This window comes from Pelagibius marinus, from assembly GCF_014925385.1.
Classification (GTDB): Bacteria; Pseudomonadota; Alphaproteobacteria; order Kiloniellales; family Kiloniellaceae; genus Pelagibius; species Pelagibius marinus.
The window spans coordinates 247,759-266,829 of the sequence record NZ_JACSDK010000001.1; the positions used below are offsets into that span (position 1 = coordinate 247,759).

Here is a 19,071-nt window from a genome sequence, read left to right on the forward strand (position 1 = left end):
GCCTGACGCCCCGGGGCGCAGAGGCCCTCCAGAGGCCCCAATGTCATGACCGACGACACCATTTTCGCCCCCTCCACGGCCCCGGGCCGCGCGGGCGTCGCGGTGATCCGCATTTCCGGCGCCCAAGCCGGCGCCGCCCTGCGCGCCCTGGCCGGCGATCCTCTGCCGGCGCCGCGCCGCGCCGTCCTGCGGCGCATCGGCGACCCGGCCTCGGGCGGCGCCATCGACCACGGGCTGCTGCTGTGGTTTCCCGGGCCGCGCAGTTTCACGGGCGAGGACCTGGGCGAGTTGCAGCTGCACGGCGGGCGCGCCGTCATCGCCGCGGCGCTCGAGGCCCTGGCGGCGCTGCCGGGGCTGCGCCCGGCCGAGGCCGGGGAGTTCACCCGCCGCGCCTTCGACAACGGCAAGCTGGACTTGAGCGCTGTCGAGGGACTGGCTGACCTCATCGACGCGGAAACCGAGGCCCAGCGCCGCCAGGCCCTGCGCCAGATGGAAGGCGGCCTGGCGCGGCGCACCGGCGACTGGGCGGCGCGCCTGACCCGGGTGCTGGCCCATTTTGAGGCGGCCATCGACTTCGTCGAGGAGGAACTGCCCGAGGACCTGGGGGAAGCGGCCCTGGCCGAGGCGGAGGCCGTGGCGGGCGAGATCGCCGCGGCCCTGGACGACCGCCACCGCGGCGAGCGGCTGCGCGAGGGTCTCTCGGCGGTGATCCTCGGCGCGCCCAACGCAGGCAAGTCGTCGCTGCTGAACGCCCTGGCGCGGCGCGACGTGGCCATCGTTTCGGAGACCGCGGGCACCACCCGCGACATCGTCGAGGTGCACCTGGACCTGGGCGGCTACCCAGTGACGCTGGCCGATACCGCGGGACTGCGCGCCCTGGAGAAGGCCGACGACCCGCAAGCCGCCATCGAGCGGGCGGGCATGGCGCGGGCCCGCGAGCGCGCCGAGCGCGCGGATATCAAGCTGCTGCTGGTCGATCTGGAAGCGGCGCTCTCCGACGAAACGGCGCTGGACGGGGTCGCCGCCCTGCACGACACGCGCTCCCTGGTATTGCTGAACAAGGCTGATCTCTGCGAGGCGGCGGCGGTGCAAGACCTGGCCCGCCAGATCGGCGATTGGGATCCCATTGCCGTGTCGGCCAGGACCGGCGCTGGCCTCGATCAGGTGCTGGACCGCCTGGTGGAGTTGGCGGGCGAGAGCTTCGGCGGTGCCGAGGCGGCGGCGGGGATCACCCGTCACCGCCACCGTCGCGCGCTGGAGGACTGCCGCGACGCCGTGGCGCGGGCGCGGTCGGCGGAGCTGCCGGAGTTGGTGGCCGAGGAATTGCGCCTGTCGCTGCGCGCCCTGGGCCGGGTGTCCGGGCGGGTCGACGTGGAAGACCTACTAGATATTGTGTTCGCGGACTTCTGTATCGGCAAGTAGTAGGGGGTCCTACTAGATGTTTCACGTGAAACATTGAGGGCACCGACTGGCTGTATGGCGCGCCTGGCCGGCTATTCCGTCCTTGATCGGGCCCGGCGGCTTGCTATAACCCGCGGCAACGTGAGGATGGCCGGATATGGCTCAGACCAAGACTTTTGAGGTGATCGTCGTGGGTGGCGGGCACGCCGGCTGTGAGGCCGCGGCGGCCGCGGCGCGCCTGGGCGCGCGCACGGCCCTGGTCACCCACCGCCGCGACAGCATCGGCGTCATGTCCTGCAATCCCGCCATCGGTGGTCTCGGCAAGGGCCACCTGGTGCGGGAGGTCGACGCCCTGGACGGCGTCATGGGCCGGGTGGCCGACGCCGCCGGCATCCAGTTCCGCCTGCTCAACGCCAGCAAAGGCCCGGCGGTGCGCGGACCGCGCGCCCAGGCCGACCGGGCGCTGTACCGCGCGGCCATGCAGGATCTGCTCGCCGAGCAGCCGGGCCTGACCATCGTCGAGGCGGCGGTGGAGGACCTGGTGATCGACGCGGGCGGGACCTGCTGCGGCGTGGTGACGGCGGCGGGCGAGACCCTGGCCGCCGGCGCCGTGGTTTTGACCACCGGCACTTTCCTGCGTGGACTCATTCATATCGGCGAGGAGCGGATCCCCGCCGGGCGGGTCGGGGAGGCGCCGGCGGTCGGGCTGGCCGCGACTCTGGCGCGGGCCGGCTTCGCCCTCGGCCGCTTGAAGACCGGAACCCCGCCGCGCCTGGACGGCCGCAGCATCGACTACGCGGGCTTGACCGAGCAGCCGGGCGATCCGGAGCCCGAGCCCTTTTCCAGCCTGACCACGTCGATCACCCAGCCACAGGTGAGCTGCCACATCACCTATACGACCGAAGCCGGGCATGCGCTGATTCGCGACAACCTGGACCGGGCGCCGCTCTATTCTGGCCAGATCGAGAGTGTCGGGCCGCGCTACTGCCCCTCCATCGAGGACAAGGTGGTACGCTTCGCCGAGCGCGGCCAGCACCAGATCTTCCTGGAGCCGGAAGGGCTGGACGATCCGACGGTCTATCCCAACGGTATTTCGACCTCGCTGCCCAAGGATGTGCAGCTGGCGTTGCTGAAAACCATTCCGGGCCTTGAGACCGCGGTGATGCTGCAGCCGGGCTACGCCATCGAATACGATTATGTCGATCCGCGCGAACTGAAGGTCTCCCTGGAGACCCGGCGTCTGCCGGGGCTGTTCCTGGCCGGCCAGATCAACGGCACCACCGGCTACGAGGAGGCGGCGGCGCAGGGCCTGATCGCCGGGCTGAACGCGGCGCTGCGGGCGGGCGGCGCGGCAGCGCCTTTCGTGGTCGACCGCTCGGAAGCCTATATCGGCGTGCTCATCGACGACCTCGTGACCCGCGGCGTCAGCGAGCCCTACCGCATGTTCACCAGCCGCGCCGAATACCGCCTGCGCCTGCGCGCCGACAATGCCGACCAGCGCCTGACCGGCCGGGGCCTTGCCCTGGGCTGCGTCGGCCCGGCCCGGCGCAGGGCCTTCGAGACCCGGATGGCGGCGCTGGAGGCCGGGCGGGCCCTGGCGGAAACCCTCACGGCGACGCCCAACAGCCTGGCGGCCGCCGGGATCGCCATCAACCAGGACGGCGTGCGGCGCAGCGCCTTCGAGCTGCTGCGCTATCCGGCGCTGGATCTGGCGCGCCTGGCGGAGATCTGGCCGGAGCTGCGGGGCCTGGAACCGGCGGTGGCCCGCCAGATCGAGATCGAGGGCCGCTACCAGGGCTACATGGCCCGCCAGGAGGCCGACATCCGCGCCTTCCGGAAGGACGAGGCGCTGGAACTGCCGGCCGGATTGGACTACGCGGCCGTGGGCGGCCTCTCCAACGAGGTTAGGCAGCTGTTAACCAAAAGCCGCCCGGCAACCCTGGGGGCCGCGGCGCGGATCCCCGGCGTGACCCCCGCCGCGGTCATGGCGCTGCTGCGCCATGTCAAGAAGCGCGGCTCCAGGGCCGGAGAGGCGGCAGGCGGCGGCGCGCCGTCACACCCCTCGGCGGCCTGAGGGCAGGGGATGTCCGCAGCCAAGGCCGGCGCGGCTGCGCCGATGACGCCAGAAGAGTTTCAGGCCCGGCTCGCTGTTTCACGTGAAACACTGGACAAGTTTCTCGAGTATGCGGCCCTTCTCACCAAGTGGAATGCCGCCATCAACCTGGTGAGCCCCAAGTCGCTGGAGGATCTCTGGCGCCGCCACTTCCTGGACTCCGCCCAACTGCGTGCCTATCTGCCGGACGCGCCGAAATCCGCCGAGCGGGTGATCCTGGACGTCGGCGCGGGGGCCGGATTTCCCGGCATGGTTCTGGCACTGCTGGGCTGCGGCCGGGTCCATCTGGTGGAAGCCGACCAGCGCAAGGCCCAGTTCCTGCGGGAAGTGGCGCGCGTCACCGGCGCGCCGGTGGAGATTCATCCGCTGCGGGTCGAAAGCCCGGCCCTGGCGGCGGCGCTGCCCGCCGCCGATGTGGTGACCTGCCGTGCCTTCGCCCCCTTGCCGCGGCTCCTGGCCCTGACGGAGCGGTTTTTGGTGGCGAAAGATGGGGATAAAGCGGCTGTCGGGCTGTTTATGAAGGGCCGCCGGGTCGATGAAGAATTGACCGAGGCAGGCAAAAAGTGGAGACTGCAGCTAGACCGCTTTGAGAGCGAGACGGATCCTGAAGGCTCAATCTTGCGTCTCAGACTTCTATCTCTTGGGGATGGAGCGTCTTGAACCTACAACATATTGAAGCAACACCGGAGCGCGGGACGATCCCGCCGGCTCCGGCCGTGACCCGTGTCCTCGCCGTGGCCAACCAGAAGGGCGGCGTCGGCAAGACCACGACGACGGTCAACCTGGCGACGGCCCTGGCCGCCTGCGGCAAGCAGGTCCTGATCATCGACCTGGATCCGCAGGGCAACGCCAGCACCGGCCTGGGGGTGACGAGCGAGAAGCGCGGCCACAGCGTCTACCAGGTGCTGCTCGACGAGATGCCGATCAGCCAGGCGGTCACCAGGACCCTGGTGCCGGGCATGGACATCGTGCCTTCCGGCGTCGACCTGTCGGGGGCCGAGCTGGAGCTGATCGACGTGCCGCAGCGCGAGTACCGTCTGCGCAACGCGATCCAGGCGATCCGCGGCAAGTACGACTTCGTGCTCATCGACTGCCCGCCGGCCCTGGGGCTGCTGACCCTCAACGCCCTGGTGGGGGCGGACTCGGTGCTGGTGCCGCTGCAGGCGGAGTTCTACGCCCTGGAAGGCCTCAGCCATCTGATGCGGACCATCGACCGGGTGCGCCGCGGCCTCAACCAGGCTCTGACGCTGCAGGGCGTGGTGCTGACCATGTTTGACCGCCGCAACAACCTTTGCGAAATGGTCGCCGCCGACGTGCGCGACTACCTGGGCGACCGGGTCTACCAGACCATGATCCCCCGCAACGTGCGGGTTTCCGAGGCGCCTTCCCACGGCAAGCCGGTGCTGCTGTACGATATGCGCTGCGCCGGCGCCCAGGCGTACATCCGCCTGGCGCGGGAGATTCTGCAGCGGGAGAACGATCTGGCCGGCGAACCGGCCCTGGCGTCCTAGGCTGGGAAAACCTAGGCCGAACAAAGGGTTATTTGTTCCGCTATCGGAACAACTACAAAGGTGTCGTGACGGGCTGAAGGGGCCCTTCCGCAGGCACCGTAAGGCTGCAAGATCCCGGACGGCATCCTGATGCCGGGAAGAGAGCCGGGATAGGGAAGAACGTGACATGACTGACGGGCCATCATCGGATCACGCCAAGCGTACCAACCTGGGCCGCGGCCTGGCCGCCCTCTTCGGTGAAGAAGAAGAGGACTACGCCTCGCTCGACAAGGTGCGGTCCACCAAGTCCGTGCCCGTCGAGCACCTGCGCCCGGGCCGCTTTCAGCCGCGCCACCATTTCGACGAAGCGGCGGTCAACGCCCTGGCCGAATCCATCAAGGCCCAGGGCATCCTCCAGCCCATCCTGGTGCGCCGCCTGGCGGACCGGCCGAACGAATTCGAGATCGTCGCCGGCGAGCGGCGCTGGCGCGCGGCCCAGATCGCCAAGCTGCACGAGGTTCCGGTGCTCATCCGCGACCTTTCGGACGCGGAATCCCTTGAGCTGGCGATCGTCGAGAATGTCCAGCGGCAAGACCTGACCCCATTGGAAGAGGCCGAGGGCTACAAGCGCCTGATCGACGAGTTTCAGCACACCCAGGAAGACCTAGCCCGCACCCTGGGCAAGAGCCGCAGCCACATCGCCAATACCCTGCGTCTGCTGGGCCTGCCGGAAGGGGTGAAGCTGCTCCTCGACGAAGGCAAGCTGACGGCCGGCCATGCCCGCACCCTCATCGGCTGCGAGGGGGCCGAGGAGCTGGCGCAGAAGATCATCAGCCGCGGGCTCAACGTGCGTCAGGCGGAAAAGCTGGTGCAGAACACCAAGGCGGCGCCGGCCGGGGCCAAGCCGGCGAAGCTGGCCGATGCCGACAAAGCCAAGGACACCGACACCCTGGCGCTGGAGCGCGATCTCACCGCGTTGCTCGGCCTCAAGGTCAGCATCAATTTCCAGGGCAACGGCGGCTCGCTCACCATCCACTACCGCACCCTCGAACAGCTGGACGACGTACTGCATCGGCTGAACCAGATGCCGCCGCCCGGAGCCTGATCAGCGTAAACAGCCGTTTGTCGAATCCGACTTAGCCGGCGCGCCGCCGCCGGCCGGGCGCGTTGGCCGCAATCTCCAGGAGCGCGCGCGACACCAGGGTTTCGGCCGGCGCCCCCGTGCGTTTGCAGGCGGCCTCCGCTTCGAGCAGCTTGTCCATGGCGCGCACCAGGTGCGCCGGCCGCCAGGCCTCGGCCTGGGCCTTGAAGGCGCCGGCCGTCTTCCAGAACACCGGCGGGCGCAGCCGTTTCATGGCGTCTTCCACCGAGCCGACGGCGCCGGCCACCGCGTGGACCCGCTGGAAATGCCGGGCCACGCCGCGCAGCAGGCTGATCGGGGAATTCCCTTCCGTAAAGCTGCGCGTCAGCGCCCGTTCCAAGGCCGGCAGGTTCCCGCCAGCGGTCGCCAGCGCAACGTCTTCCAGGCTCAACAGCGCAGAATCGCCAACACAGGTCTCGGCATCCTCCAGTGTCACCTCGCCGGCCTCGGGGCCTTTGAACAGCAGGACCTTTTCCAGCTCGCGGCGGGTCAGCGCCCGGTCGCCGCCCAGCTGCGTCGCCAAGAAGCCGACAGCCTCGCGGCTGATCCCGACCCCCGCCTCGGCAAAGAACTCCCGCACCACCGCCTCCAGGCCGCGGCCGTCGTCGTGGTAGCAGGCCAAAGCGGCGGCCTTCTTGTCGCCCTCGAACAGCTTGCGCAGGCTGGAGCGCGCCGGCAGGTCATCGGCCTCGATGACCACGAAGGCTTCGCCCGGAGAGTCCGCCAGGAAATCCTTCACCACCGAAGTGATCCTGTCGCCGGCCTCGCGTACGCGTACGAAGCGGCGTCCGCCACCGAACACCAAGGCGGCGGCCTCGTCAGCCAGCCGCGCGGGATCATCGGCCAACTGCCCGCCGGTCAGCTCGCTGACGGCAAAAGGATCGGAAGGGTCTTCGACGGTCTTGGCCAGCAACGCGGCGCTGCGTTCGCGGCGCAGGCCCGCATCGGGCCCGTACAGCAGGACAGCGCGTACTGCCGGGTCGGGCGACCGGACAAAGCTTTCGGCCTGCTTGGCGTTGAGCTTCACCGTCGCCGCTCCCCGCGTTCAGGTCCTGGTGAAGTAAATCGACAGGCGGGTCTGGATGTCGTCGGCGACTTCCCGCAGAGCACGCTCCCGCGCGTCGTCTTCCGACACCGTGGTGGCATAAGGATTTTCCAGGATGTCGTAGCTGGTCGTCGAGGTGGAGCGTCCGGAAAAGAGCGGCGCGCCGCTGCTGAAGTCGACCAGCGAAAACTGGGCGTTGATCCGCAGGTTGGCGCGGGTCGCCGTCTCGTCGCGACGCACGCCCAACTCGCTCAGCTTTTCGGTGATCTGCACTCGCAGGCGATAACTCGGCGCCGCCGGCTGACCCTGGGGATTGAGCCGGTCGCGCAGGAAGTTGTGCATCTGCTGACCGACCCGGTCGCGCAGCGGCTCGACGCGCACCGCCGAGAGATCGGCGGCAACCGAAGACCCGCTGTCCTGCCGTTGGTGCAGCGGCTGGAATCCACAGGCGCCGAGCCCGCCAAGCGCTAGCGTCGCAAGGCCTCCCAAGCCCAAACGGCAAACAGTTCTTCTAGACCACGACATTGACGATCCGGTTCTTCACCACAATGATCTTGCGCGCCGACTTGCCGTCCATGGCCCGCTGCACCGCAGGCTCGGCCAGGGCTGCGGACTTGGCCTCGTCCTCCGCCGCGTCGACCGACAGGCTGATGGTAGCACGTTTCTTGCCGTTCACCTGAACCGCCAATGTGGCTTTTTCGTCGCTGACCAGGGACGCATCGGCGCTGGGCCAGGCGACATCGACCAGGTAGCCCTCGTGCCCGAGCTGCTCCCAAAGCTCTTCGGCCAGGTGCGGCATCATCGGGCCGATCAGGCGCACCACCAACTCCAGGCCTTCGCGCAAAGCCCAGAGGCTTCCGGCGTCGCTCGCCTTAAAGGCGCCCAGGCTGTTGGCCAGTTCGTAGATCCGCGCCACCGCACGGTTGAAGCGGAACTGCTCCAGGTCGTCGCCGCAGGCATCGACCGTCTTGTGCACCCTGCGGCGCAGCTCGACCGCGGAGTCGGAGAGGTCGCCCGGCTGGGGCGCGCCGGCCGGCGGCAGGCTCTCCAGGTTTTCGTCGACCAGGCGCCACAGTCGCTGGGTGAAGCGCCAGGCGCCCTCGACGCCGGCGTCGGTCCACTCCATGTCGCGCTCGGGCGGCGAGTCCGAAATCATGAACCAGCGCGCGGTATCGGCGCCGTAGGTGCTGATGATGGCTTCCGGGTCGACCACATTGCGCATCGACTTGCTCATCTTCACCGCACGGCCGACGCTGACCGGATTCTTTGTCTCCACGTGAACGGCCTTGCCTTCGCCGGTCTTCTCGACCTCCTCGGGGAAAAGCCACTTGCCGTCGCCGTCCTTGTAGGTCTCGTGGCAGACCATGCCCTGGGTGAACAGTCCGGCGAAGGGCTCGGCCACGCCGACGTAGCCGACTTCGGCCAGGGCGCGGGTGAAGAAGCGGGCATAGAGCAGGTGCAGGATGGCATGCTCGATGCCGCCGATGTACTGGTCGACCGGCAGCCAGTAGTCCACGGCGCCCCGGTCCATGGGTCCCTCGGCACGCGGGCTGCAGAAGCGCGCGAAGTACCAGGAGGAATCCACGAAGGTGTCCATGGTGTCGGTGTCGCGCTCGGCCTTGCCGCCGCAGGATGGGCAGGTCGTATGTTTCCAAGTCGGGTGATGCACCAGCGGATTGCCCGGCCGGTCGAAGGTCACGTCATCGGGCAGGCTGACCGGCAGGTCCTCGGCCGGCACGGCCTGCGGGCCGCAGCCGGCGCAGTGGATCACCGGGATCGGGCAGCCCCAATAGCGCTGGCGCGAGATGCCCCAGTCACGCAGGCGGTACTGGATGGTGCCTTCGCCGTCGCCCTGCGCCGCCAGCTTGTCGATGGCCGCGCGCTTGGCCTCGGTCACGCCGAGGCCGTCCAGGAAGCCGGAGTTGAAGGCCTTGCCGTCGCCGGTGAAGGCTTCGTCGCCCACGTCGAAAGTGGCCGGATCGGCCTCGGGCGGCAACACCACCGGGATCACCGGCAGCTTGTACTTGCGCGCGAAGTCCAGGTCGCGCTGGTCGTGCGCCGGGCAGCCGAAGATGGCCCCGGTGCCGTACTCCATCAGCACGAAGTTGGCGATGTAGACCGGCAGCTGCAAATCGGCCACGAAGGGATGCTGCACCGTCAGGCCGGTGTCGAAGCCCTGCTTCTCGGCGGTCTCGATGGCTTCCTCGCTGGTGCCCAGGCGGTTGCACTCGGCGATGAAGGCGGCGGCCTCCGCAGAGGTCTCGGCGATCTCCGTGGCCAGCGGATGGTTTGCCGCGATGGCGCAGAAGGAGGCGCCGAACAGCGTGTCCGGGCGGGTGGTGAAGACCGTCAGGCGGTCGTCACGGCCCCCGGACTGATTGGTGATCTCGAAATGGATGGTCGCGCCCTCGGAGCGGCCGATCCAGTTGCGCTGCATCAAGCGCACCTTCTCCGGCCAGCGGTCCAGCTCGTCCAGCGCGGCCAGCAGCTCGTCGGAAAAGGCGGTGATCTTGAAGAACCACTGCGACAGTTTGCGCCGCTCGATGGGCGCGCCCGAACGCCAGCCCTTGCCGTCGATGACCTGCTCGTTGGCCAGAACGGTCTGGTCGACGGGATCCCAGTTGACCGAGGACTCCTTGCGATAGACCAGGTCCTTCTTCATCATCTCGACGAAGAGGCGCTGCTGCTGGGCGTAGTAGCCGGGATGGCAGGTCGCGATCTCGCGGTCCCAGTCCAGGGAGAGGCCCATCAGCTTCAGCTGGTCGCGCATGGTCGCGATGTTGTCGTAGGTCCAGCTCGCCGGGTGCACGCCGCGTTCCATGGCCGCGTTTTCCGCCGGCAGACCGAAGGCGTCCCACCCCATGGGATGAAGGACGTTGAAGCCCTTGGCCTTCTTGTAGCGGGCCACCACGTCGCCGATGGTGTAGTTGCGTACGTGGCCCATGTGGATCTTGCCGGAGGGGTAGGGGAACATCTCCAGGACGTAGTATTTTTCCCGGGAGGGATCCTCCTCGACGGCGAAGCAGCGCGCCTCTTCCCAGCGCTTCTGCCACTTCTCCTCGGTTTCCTTGGCGTTGTAACGGCTCATTTCAGGTCATGAACTTGGGGGGCGGCGATCGCCCCCTGGAAGCTGACACGCGCAAAACGCCTCGGCGCGGACGTCAGCGAAGGGTGGGATGAGGGGCCCCGGCGCGGGCCGTCACGGGCGCGCGCCGGGCGGTGGTCCTACTGAAGCGAGGCGATGCGCAGCTGGCGCGCCCGCGTCAGGATGGCGTTCTCGATGTCGGTCGGGGTCTGCTGTTCGACCGAGGCGTCGATCCAGCTGCCGTTCTGCGGATCACGCAGCTGGCGGAAGACCGCCGCCCGCACCCCGTCGGCGCGCAGATCGCGGCCCAGGATGTAGACGTTGATCTTGAAGCGCTCGTTGGTGGACTCCGGCGGTGAAAACCAGTCGGTGATGATCACCCCGCCGAAGGGATCCGCCGAGGCGAGCGGCATGAAGGAGACCGTATCCAGGGAAGCGCGCCACAGATAGGAGTTAACACCTATCCCGGAATCGCCACCGCTGGCGTCCGGCCGGTCGGCATCGTTGTTGATGCCGATCCGGTCGTTGCCGAGGAGCGACCCGTTGGTCTCCTCGTACTTTTCCGCCGTTTCGTCGCGATATTTGGCCTCGCCGCCAAGGCCGCAGCCGGCGACGGTCAGCGCCAGGCCCAGCGTCAGCCAGCGCCAGGCGGCGGTTTTCTTGCCAAGGGTCGTGCCAAAGGCCGTCGGTTTCATCGCTTCCATGTCCCTGCGTGCTGCAAAGAGCGGCCCGCCCGCGCTGGTGAACGCCGGCAGCCGCAAAGTCTCCTTCGAGTAGATATCATAGGGCCCAGAGGCGGGCAAAAAAGAAATAGCGCTAGGCTCTTGGCCGCCTGGGCGGCCCGGCAGGGCGGAAGCGGACTTCATGGGCGCCCGCCCGGCGGCTGCGCAAAAGAATGGGGCGGCACCCGAAGGCGCCGCCCCATCAAACGACGGTATGTCGCTACAGCAGTCTTAGAAGGAGAGCTTCAGACCGCTGGTAACCGCAACGATGTCGTTGTCGTCGCCGTTGACGTCTTCCTCACCGATATAACCGGTCAGGAAGACGCTCACGCCCGGCGCCAGGTTGTAGCCGACGTTGGCAGAACCACCCAGCAGGTCGGTGTCGGAATCGTCATCCTCGGAGTAGATGCCGTTGATGGAGAAGTTCCACGGGCCGGTCGCATAACCGATACCGAGGTCAACCGCCCAGCCTTCGCCGCCGTTGCCGTCAGCGTCGTCCCAGATCACACCACTGGCGATGGTGAAGCCGGAGAAGCTGATGGCAGCGCCACCGCCGATGCCATAGACATCGTCTTCCGGCTCCGCATCAGCCGAGCCGAAACCGGCAACCAGGCCGAGTTCGACGCCGATGCCGTTGAACTCGCCGTCGTAGCCGGCGCCGACACCGATGTGATCATGGATGCCGCTGTCATCCGCGGCATGGAAGGAATTGCCGTCGTTGCCGTCAGCGGTGTCCGGCGTGTAGCTGATGCCGGCGCTGAAGCCGTTGAAGTTCGGCGTGGTGTAGGTGATCTTCGTGGCGTCCGAGCTGTCGACGCCATTGGCGAAGTCGACAGAGGTGCGGGTGTTGCCGCTGAACGCCCGCTGCAGGAAGTTCGAAGTCGGGTTGCCGACGCCGCCGTAATCAACGCCGGAGTTCGAGCCGTTGACCATGAAGGTGTCTTCGGCGCCGTCGTTGTTGCCGAACTCGAGCTTGCCGAAGCCGCCCGACGCCCAGATGCTGTTTTCGTCGACGTTGTTGCTCTCACCGGAGTCAGCTTCGAACTCGACCCGGAAACCGAAGGTGATGCCGTTGTCGGCCATGATCGAGCCGTTGACGTGCACCTCAGTGTTGGTCGAGAAAGCGAAGCCCCGATCCGACGAGTCGAGGTCAGAGTCACCACCCGAAGCCATGAACTGCTGGAATGCAGACAGTTCAAGCTCCTGAGCGGCAGCAGGGCTGGCCACCAGGACCGCGGCCCCGACAATGGCGCTGCTAGCCATCAAAACGTTTTTCATCCGAAAAGCTCCAAATACGGTGTCTATTGTGGGTACCCCAAGCCACGGGATGCCTTGTTGGTACTAGTCTGGGCGGCGGATCGCAAGGCTTGGCAACGGTGTTAAGTTGTTTTTCCGACACACTGTGTTTTTCCAGCAACAGTGAGCGTTTTGGCCGCTAAGCCAAAGACTTCGCCGCAACGGCTACGGTCCTGATGTAGAGAGGTTCTACGCCTTAAGCGTTCTTTTTGACCTAGAGAACACGCTTAATGCGCGAATTCTAAACACCTCGTTAACCTTCGATGCCGAGTCCCTTGCATCGTTGGGCACATTTGCCTAGAGGGAGAGCGGCGGGCCGGTCACGTGTCGGGGGCGGTCGGCGACTCTCAGGCCTCCGTCAAGGGGCCGGCACCGGCAGCCCGTTGCTCGCATTACTGATCAAGGCTCGAGACACATCATGTCAGGTATCCTCTGGCTCGCCTCTTATCCGAAGTCCGGAAACACCTGGATGCGGGTCTTCCTGGCGAATCTGATCCTCAACGAGCCCGAGCCTCTGGCGCTGAAGCGTATCAACGAGGTCTGTTCCAGCGAACCCAACGAGGTCTGGTTCAAGTCGCTGACCTCGAAGCCGGTCAGCGAGCTGAGCGAAAAGAAGGTCGCGGCCCTGCGCACCAAGGCCCAGGAGCACGCGGTGCGCCTGAATAAGAACATCATCCCAATGAAGACTCACAGCTTCTGCGGCAAGGACTACGGCTATCCGACGATCTCGGTGAAGGCCACCATCGGGGTGATCTACATAATCCGCGATCCGCGCGACGTGGTGATCTCGGCCGCCGACCACTATGGCCTCACCATCGATCAAGCGATCGAGATGATGAACGACAAGAAGACGCGCGGAAAAGGCATGCCCGGAAACACGGTCCACGAGCGCATGAGCAGCTGGTCGGAGCATGTGAAGTCATGGACCGCCTGGAAGCACACGCCGCTGCAGGTGTTGCGCTACGAGGACCTGCTGGCCGAGCCGCTGGCGCACTTCGGCGGCGTCGCCCGAAAGCTGGGCATCACCGACGACGAGGCACGCATCAAGCGCGCCGTGGAATTCTCCTCCTTCAAGACCCTGCAGGCCCAGGAGGCCGAAACCGGTTTCATCGAGAAGTCGGTGAACAGCGAACGTTTCTTCCGCTCCGGACGGGCCGGGGGCTGGCGCGACAAGCTGAGCGCCCGCCAGATGGCTGCCATCGAACGGGACCATGCGGTGCAGATGCGCCGCTTCGGCTACCTGCCGCCGGAAGCGGCGCGGAAGAAGGCGTCCTGACGTGCCCGGCATTCTCTGGCTGGCTTCCTACCCGAAATCGGGCAACACCTGGATGCGGGCCTTTCTCGCCAATCTGATCCTCGATGCGCCGGAGCCTTTGCCGCTCAAGCATATCGGGGAGGCCTGCCCCAGCGAACCCTCGGAGATCTGGTTCGAACCCTTCGCCGACAAACCCGTGGCCGAGCTGACGGCCAAGGAGATCGCCCCCCTGCGCACCCGCGCCCAGGAACGCGTCGTCAGTCTCAACAAGAACGTCGTGCCGATGAAGACCCACAGCTATCTGGGCGAGGACTTCGGCTACCCGATCTTCTCCATGAAGGCGACCTATGGGGCGGTCTACATCATCCGCGATCCCCGCGACGTCGCGGTCTCGGCCGCCGATCACTTCGGCAAGACCCTGGATGAGATGATCGCCTACATGGACGACGCGCTGGCCACCTGCGCGCCCATGGCCGGGCAAATCGTCCACGAGCTGCAAAGCAGCTGGTCCAACCATGTCGAATCCTGGACCAAGTGGAACCACCCCCGGATATTTGTCGTGCGTTACGAGGATCTGCTGGTGGATCCTCTGGACCAGTTCGGCCGCATCGCAGAACGCTTCGGCATCAGCAAGGACCGCGCCAGGATCGAGAAGGCCGTGGAGTTCTCTTCGTTCAAGCAACTGCAGCAGCTCGAGGAAGACCAGGGCTTCGTCGAGCGCTCGATCCATAGCGAGAGGTTCTTTCGCAGCGGCCGCTCGGGCGGCTGGCAGGAAAAGCTGACGCCGGCACAGGCACGTAAGATCGAAAGCGACCATGCAGTCCAAATGAAGCGTTTCGGCTATCTTTAAGCCCCACCATCGTTTAGCCCCCGCCTTTGGGGCCGGGACAACGGAACAGCGATCTATGGCAGAGTCCCTGCACAGCGATATTGCCGGCAATCTGGCCGAGGTGCGCGCGCGCATCGCCGCGGCGGCGCAGGAGGCCGGGCGCGACCCCCGGGCGGTGACGCTGGTGGCCGTCAGCAAGGTGCATCCCGCGGCGGCGGTCGAGGCGGCCCTGGCCGCCGGTCAGACGGTCTTCGGCGAGAACCGGGTGCAGGAGGCGCAGGGCAAGTTTCCGGCCCTCAAGGCCGCCCATCCGGACTTGCGGCTGCATCTCATCGGCCCCCTGCAGACCAACAAGGTGAAAGACGCCCTGGCGCTGTTCGACGTCATCGAGACGGTGGACCGCCCGAAGCTGGCCCGCGCGCTTGCCAAGGAGGCGGCCAAGCGGGGCGCCGCGCCGGCCTGCTACATCCAGGTCAACACCGGCGAGGAGCCGCAGAAGGCCGGCATTCCTCCGGGCGAGGCCGACGCTTTCATCGCCGAGTGCCGCGACCTCGGCCTCGACCTGCGCGGGCTGATGTGCATCCCGCCGGTCGAGGAAGAACCGTCGCTGCACTTTGCCTTCCTGCGCGAGATCGCCCAGCGCAACGGCCTGGAGGGCCTCTCCATGGGCATGAGCGGCGACTACGAAACGGCGGTGCGCTTCGGCGCCACCCTGGTGCGGGTCGGCACCGGCATCTTCGGCGCCCGTCCCGTACAGGCCTGAGCTCTCTGCTTCGCCTGTCCTAGTCGCAGAAGCGGAAGATGCAGTCGTCCTGGGTGACCGGATTGCGGCGCGGCATCAGCTTGCGCCCCAAGAGGCCGACGAACTTCGAAAAGCCTTCCCCGCTGATGTCCGGGCTTACGCCGGGCGAGCCTTCGGCATAGGCGACGGCCTTGGTGCCGCGGCATACCCCCGCGAGGGTCCGCGTCGCGTCCTTGTCGCCCGCGCCGCGCGCCGCTTCCACGGCGGCGCTGCTCATCTCCGCCTTGCAGAGGCCCTGGCCGTTGAAGGCCTTGGGAACGCCGTAGGCGATGCGCAGGACATAGGCGGGCCGCTCCACGTCTGCGGGATTGCCGCTGTAGTGGCGCGGCATCCACGAAGGGCCGTGGTTGCGCAGCCCCTGAACACTGGCGGCGGTCACGGCTTCCTGCGCCAGGTTCGGCGCCGGGGCGCCATAGGTCTCCACCAGCAGCGGGCCGCTGGCGGCGAGGCTGGACGGCACGTAGCCCGCGGTGAAGTTGGTGAAGTAGACGGTGCCGCCGCCCGATCCCGTCGCGGCGCAGGCCGCCAGGCCGAACAGGCCTGCCGCGGCCAGGCTGCGCGGCATCGTCAAACGGCGGGGTTTTCCGGCGGCGCTGTGTTCTGCCTGCTGTTGCTGCATGGCTCGGCCTCCTGGTTGCCTAGGCCTGATATCTGGTACTTACGCAGCCCGCAGGCAATTGGTGCCATTATTCTGCCGCAAAATGGGCTGCGGCAAAGCCGCGCGCTGCCCCGGACGATGGCCCTCAGGGCGCCAGCACATGCACGGCGCTGCCGGGTCCGGCGGCTTGCAGCACCTCCCGCAGATCGGGCAGCGCCAGGGCCACGCAGCCCTCGGTGGGGCCGTAGTCGTCGCGCGCCACGTGCAGGAAGATGGCGCTGCCGGCCCCGGGCACCACGGGGGCGTCGTTGTGACCCAGCACCACGACCACGTCGTAGAGCCCGTCCTCCCGGGTCATGCGTTCGTGACTGGCGGCATAGGGCAGGCGCACCGGCCGGTTATAGGCCGGGTCCGCCGGGTCGTCGCACCAGCCGTCGTCGGGGCCGATGGCCGTGCAGTCGAAGCAGGTCTCCGGCTTCGCCAGCCGGTCGGCGCGGTAGAGCACGCGGCGGATCGGCCAGCGTCCGACCGGCGTGACCCCATCGCCCTCGCGCTTGTCCAGGGCGATGGCGCCGCGCCCGATGGCGCAGCGCAGGCGCCGTTCGCCCCACTGCGCAAGCGCTTCGCCGTCTTTCAGGCAAACCACCAAGTCGAGGGGAGGGGATGAAGACGAAACCGGCATGGCGACCAGACTAGCGCTCCCCGGCGCGCAGCGGCCAGCGCTTATCGCTCAGCGGCGGTCCCGGGGACGGGCGCGGGAAATAGGCTCAGGAGCCGGCGGCGGGCACCGCGGGGTCGAAGCGCCAGGGGTCGTCGGGATTGGGGTCGGCGTGCCACTGGGCCTTGTCGGCGCGGTCATCGGTTTCGCTGGCGCCGGCCTGCCGGCTCATCCTGCGGTACTTGTCCAGGCCGTTCATCATGCGCTGGGCGATGTCCGCGTCCGACGCGTCCTGCGCCAGGATCAGCGGATGCGCGGCTGCGCCCTCGCCGCTGGCGCCCTTGCCGCTGGCGTCGGCAGCCGCCCTGTCAGCCGCTGGAGCGGGCGGCTGGGATCGTGGCGGCAACGGATAGGACTTCATGGCGGCGCCGCGCCGGGGCAAGGGCAGGGCCTCGGCCTGGCTGCCGTCCGGCGGCAGGGCCGGGCCCGCCGCCGGGGTGCGTCTCAGATCGTTGAACAGCGCGTTCAAGGCGTCCTGCCCGGTCAGCATGCCGGTCATGGCGGGATCCTCCGCCGGTGGCAGTCCGGCGGGACCTGCCGCTTGGCCCGGGGCGTGGCTTGGGGTCCCGGCCATCGCGGCGGCGGCGACGGGCGTGGAGCCCGCTGCGGTGGTGAGAGGCGCCCCGGCGGGGATCACCAGGTCGGGTTCGGGGCCGGCGGCAGGACCGGCCTGGCCGTTGGAGCCGGCGGCCAGGGGATCCAGGTTGCCGGGCGCCTCGCCGCCCGCGAACTGCGGCTCGGCGGTGTCCTCCTCGCCGGTGAAGAAAGCGATCACGCTTTCCCCGAGGTCTTCGCCGGCGACCTCTTCGTAAAAGGCGTTGGCGGCGGCGGCGATGAAGCCGGAGGGGCCGCCGAACAGGGTGTCGCCCAGGATGCGGGCGTGCGCGCTGATCTCGTCGCCGGTGATCTCGCGGTAGAGCGTGGAGACGAGGGGGATATGCTGCAGCGGATTGATGATGTCGAGGAAGTCGTCGAAGGTGAACTCGCCGTCGCTCTGCCCGTCAAAGCCGAGCTCGCGCTGGCGCGCGGTCAGCGGCTGCGGGTTGCGATAATCGCCAACGAATTCCAAGTCGACCATAGATCCTCCAGCCGTTTCAGCAGCAAGAAGCGGGCCAGAGGTCGGAACGTATGTTTATCAAGGGGTTAGATGAAACGCTCTCGCGCCGGGGGCAGCTTCTGCCCGGCGCGAACGGCCCGGCGGCGGGCGAGAATTGCCGCCCTTGCTGCCCTGTTCCACCTAGAACAGGTGGCCGAAACGCGCCGCCTTGGTGGCCAGGTAGAAGTCGTTGTGGGCGTTGGAGGGGAAGCTGTGCTCGACGCGCTCCTCGACCGCGATGCCGAAGCGCGCCAGCGCGGCGACCTTCTGCGGGTTGTTGGTCATGAGGCGCACCTTGCGGAAGCCCAGATGGTGCAGCATCTGGGCGGCCGGCAGGTAGACCCGCTCGTCCGCGTCGAAGCCGAGCTGCTCGTTGGCGTCCAGGGTGTCGGCGCCGCCGTCCTGCAGGGTGTAGGCGCGCAGCTTGTTGACCAGGCCGATGCCGCGGCCTTCCTGCATCAGGTACAGCACGATGCCGGCGCCGGCCTCGGCCATGGCCTGGATGGCGCCGCGCAGCTGGTCGCCGCAGTCGCAGCGCAGCGAACCCAGCAGATCGCCGGTGAAGCACTCCGAATGCAGGCGCAGCAGCACCGGCTCGTCGGCCTTGGGCTCGCCGACGATGATCGCCAGGTGCTCCATACCGCCGTCGTCGGGGCGGAAGGCGACGATGCGGGCCTGCTCGGCGCCGGCCAGGGGCACCGCGGCATTGGCGACCTGGGTCAGCCCGCGCGCGGCGGCGTAGCGGTATTCGGCGACATTGGCGGCGGAGACCGCCATGAGGTCACGGGCGTCGGCCCAGGCGACGGGGCTCTGCACCGGTTGTTTCGGCAAGGGGGCCAGCAGCGCGGCGGGCAGCAGGCGGGCCAGCTTGGTCAGCTCCACCGCGGCGACGTCGAGGCCCGCCGGCGCGGCGACGACCTGGCGCGGCTGCAGGGCGCTGTCCTGCGGGCTGGTCGGGTCGGCCAGCGCGCGGATGCTCTCGGCCTGCTGCTCCTCCAGGGCCAGCGCCATCACGCCACCGCTGGCGATCAGGCCCTCGGCTTCCGGCAGGCCCAAGGCCTGGGCGCGGCGCGCAGTCAGCAGCAGCATCGGCTCGGTGCCGGTCAGCTTGGCGAGCGCCGCCAGACCCTCCGGGGTCGCTTCTTCGGCCGCCTGCACCAGGGCGCCCCCGCCGGACCAGTCGTGCAGCACCACGCTGGCGCCGCGGCGCAGCTCGGCGAGCGCGCGCTCGACCGTCTGAAGGACGGCGGCATCAGGGGATTTCGGGTGCTTGGCGGGTTGCTGCATCGCTCGGCCAGGGTCTCAATAGTCACTTTACGGGCCGGGCGGCGCTGTGTCACGGTGGCGCCCGCCCGGACGTCCCCGAACCCTGAAAAGGGGGGGCGGGACGCCGTTCCACGCAACACATAAGTGCCGCCGCCGGAAAACGCCAGCGTTTCGGTGGCGGAACGATCGGGAGCGGCCCGCCACGGCTGACTGT

At 68.0% G+C, this 19,071-nt stretch carries 17 protein-coding genes; 8 read left to right on the forward strand and 9 right to left on the reverse strand.

Annotated elements, in window-relative coordinates; translation table 11 throughout:
* Positions 1-45 precede the first annotated feature (45 nt).
* The 5 genes from mnmE to H7X47_RS01240 all read left to right on the forward strand — a co-directional run bounded on the left by mnmE (position 46) and on the right by H7X47_RS01240 (position 6,109).
* Entirely contained in the window at positions 46-1,422 is a 1,377-nt protein-coding gene (mnmE, locus tag H7X47_RS01220) for a tRNA uridine-5-carboxymethylaminomethyl(34) synthesis GTPase MnmE (RefSeq protein ID WP_193366788.1), read from the forward strand.
* 136 nt (positions 1,423-1,558) lie between these two features.
* Positions 1,559-3,475 carry a tRNA uridine-5-carboxymethylaminomethyl(34) synthesis enzyme MnmG gene (mnmG, locus tag H7X47_RS01225; RefSeq protein WP_193366789.1) on the forward strand — a complete coding sequence of 639 codons (1,917 nt, stop codon included), beginning with the start codon at positions 1,559-1,561 and terminating at the stop codon, positions 3,473-3,475.
* A gap of 42 nt (positions 3,476-3,517) precedes the next feature.
* Complete coding sequence (gene rsmG / locus H7X47_RS01230; protein ID WP_193367503.1) at positions 3,518-4,174, forward strand: 16S rRNA (guanine(527)-N(7))-methyltransferase RsmG; 657 nt, start codon at positions 3,518-3,520, stop codon at positions 4,172-4,174.
* Between the two features lie 38 nt (positions 4,175-4,212).
* Positions 4,213-5,025 carry a ParA family protein gene (locus tag H7X47_RS01235; protein WP_322096454.1) on the forward strand — a complete coding sequence of 271 codons (813 nt, stop codon included), beginning with the start codon at positions 4,213-4,215 and terminating at the stop codon, positions 5,023-5,025.
* 166 nt (positions 5,026-5,191) lie between these two features.
* A complete protein-coding gene (locus tag H7X47_RS01240) occupies positions 5,192-6,109 on the forward strand; it encodes a ParB/RepB/Spo0J family partition protein (RefSeq protein WP_193366790.1) in 918 nt (305 codons plus the stop codon).
* 31 nt (positions 6,110-6,140) lie between these two features.
* Here the strand turns inward: H7X47_RS01240 and holA are convergent, their stop codons facing one another.
* The 5 genes from holA to H7X47_RS01265 all read right to left on the reverse strand — a co-directional run bounded on the left by holA (position 6,141) and on the right by H7X47_RS01265 (position 12,260).
* Positions 6,141-7,172: a DNA polymerase III subunit delta gene (gene holA / locus H7X47_RS01245; protein WP_193366791.1), complete on the reverse strand. Its 1,032-nt coding sequence runs from the start codon at positions 7,170-7,172 to the stop codon at positions 6,141-6,143.
* Positions 7,173-7,190: 18 nt separating this feature from the next.
* A complete protein-coding gene (gene lptE / locus H7X47_RS01250; protein WP_193366792.1) occupies positions 7,191-7,685 on the reverse strand; it encodes an LPS assembly lipoprotein LptE in 495 nt (164 codons plus the stop codon).
* A gap of 16 nt (positions 7,686-7,701) precedes the next feature.
* Positions 7,702-10,278, reverse strand: coding sequence for a leucine--tRNA ligase (gene leuS, locus H7X47_RS01255; RefSeq protein WP_193366793.1), 2,577 nt, complete (start codon positions 10,276-10,278; stop codon positions 7,702-7,704).
* A gap of 137 nt (positions 10,279-10,415) precedes the next feature.
* Entirely contained in the window at positions 10,416-10,970 is a 555-nt protein-coding gene (locus tag H7X47_RS01260; RefSeq protein WP_193366794.1) for a DUF3576 domain-containing protein, read from the reverse strand.
* 258 nt (positions 10,971-11,228) lie between these two features.
* Positions 11,229-12,260 carry a porin gene (locus H7X47_RS01265; protein WP_193366795.1) on the reverse strand — a complete coding sequence of 344 codons (1,032 nt, stop codon included), beginning with the start codon at positions 12,258-12,260 and terminating at the stop codon, positions 11,229-11,231.
* Between the two features lie 451 nt (positions 12,261-12,711).
* Here H7X47_RS01265 and H7X47_RS01270 point away from each other — a divergent pair, with 451 nt between their 5' ends.
* Genes H7X47_RS01270 through H7X47_RS01280 form a run of 3 tightly spaced genes read left to right on the forward strand, consistent with a single transcriptional unit; the run spans position 12,712 to position 15,140 of the window.
* Complete coding sequence (locus H7X47_RS01270; RefSeq protein ID WP_193366796.1) at positions 12,712-13,569, forward strand: sulfotransferase domain-containing protein; 858 nt, start codon at positions 12,712-12,714, stop codon at positions 13,567-13,569.
* Between the two features lies 1 nt (position 13,570).
* Entirely contained in the window at positions 13,571-14,398 is an 828-nt protein-coding gene (locus tag H7X47_RS01275) for a sulfotransferase domain-containing protein (RefSeq protein ID WP_193366797.1), read from the forward strand.
* Between the two features lie 55 nt (positions 14,399-14,453).
* Positions 14,454-15,140 (forward strand): YggS family pyridoxal phosphate-dependent enzyme, encoded by a 687-nt coding sequence (locus H7X47_RS01280; protein ID WP_193366798.1) that lies wholly within the window; start codon positions 14,454-14,456, stop codon positions 15,138-15,140.
* 19 nt (positions 15,141-15,159) lie between these two features.
* Here H7X47_RS01280 and H7X47_RS01285 read toward each other — a convergent pair whose 3' ends face one another.
* From H7X47_RS01285 to ribA, 4 genes are all read right to left on the reverse strand, one after another.
* Complete coding sequence (locus H7X47_RS01285; RefSeq protein ID WP_193366799.1) at positions 15,160-15,798, reverse strand: hypothetical protein; 639 nt, start codon at positions 15,796-15,798, stop codon at positions 15,160-15,162.
* Between the two features lie 124 nt (positions 15,799-15,922).
* The gene (locus H7X47_RS01290) at positions 15,923-16,459 is read right to left on the reverse strand and encodes a L,D-transpeptidase family protein (protein WP_193366800.1); all 537 of its coding nucleotides are present in this window, start codon (positions 16,457-16,459) and stop codon (positions 15,923-15,925) included.
* Positions 16,460-16,544: 85 nt separating this feature from the next.
* A complete protein-coding gene (locus tag H7X47_RS01295) occupies positions 16,545-17,573 on the reverse strand; it encodes a hypothetical protein (protein WP_193366801.1) in 1,029 nt (342 codons plus the stop codon).
* A gap of 159 nt (positions 17,574-17,732) precedes the next feature.
* Positions 17,733-18,878 carry a GTP cyclohydrolase II gene (gene ribA / locus H7X47_RS01300; RefSeq protein WP_193366802.1) on the reverse strand — a complete coding sequence of 382 codons (1,146 nt, stop codon included), beginning with the start codon at positions 18,876-18,878 and terminating at the stop codon, positions 17,733-17,735.
* Positions 18,879-19,071 lie beyond the last annotated feature (193 nt).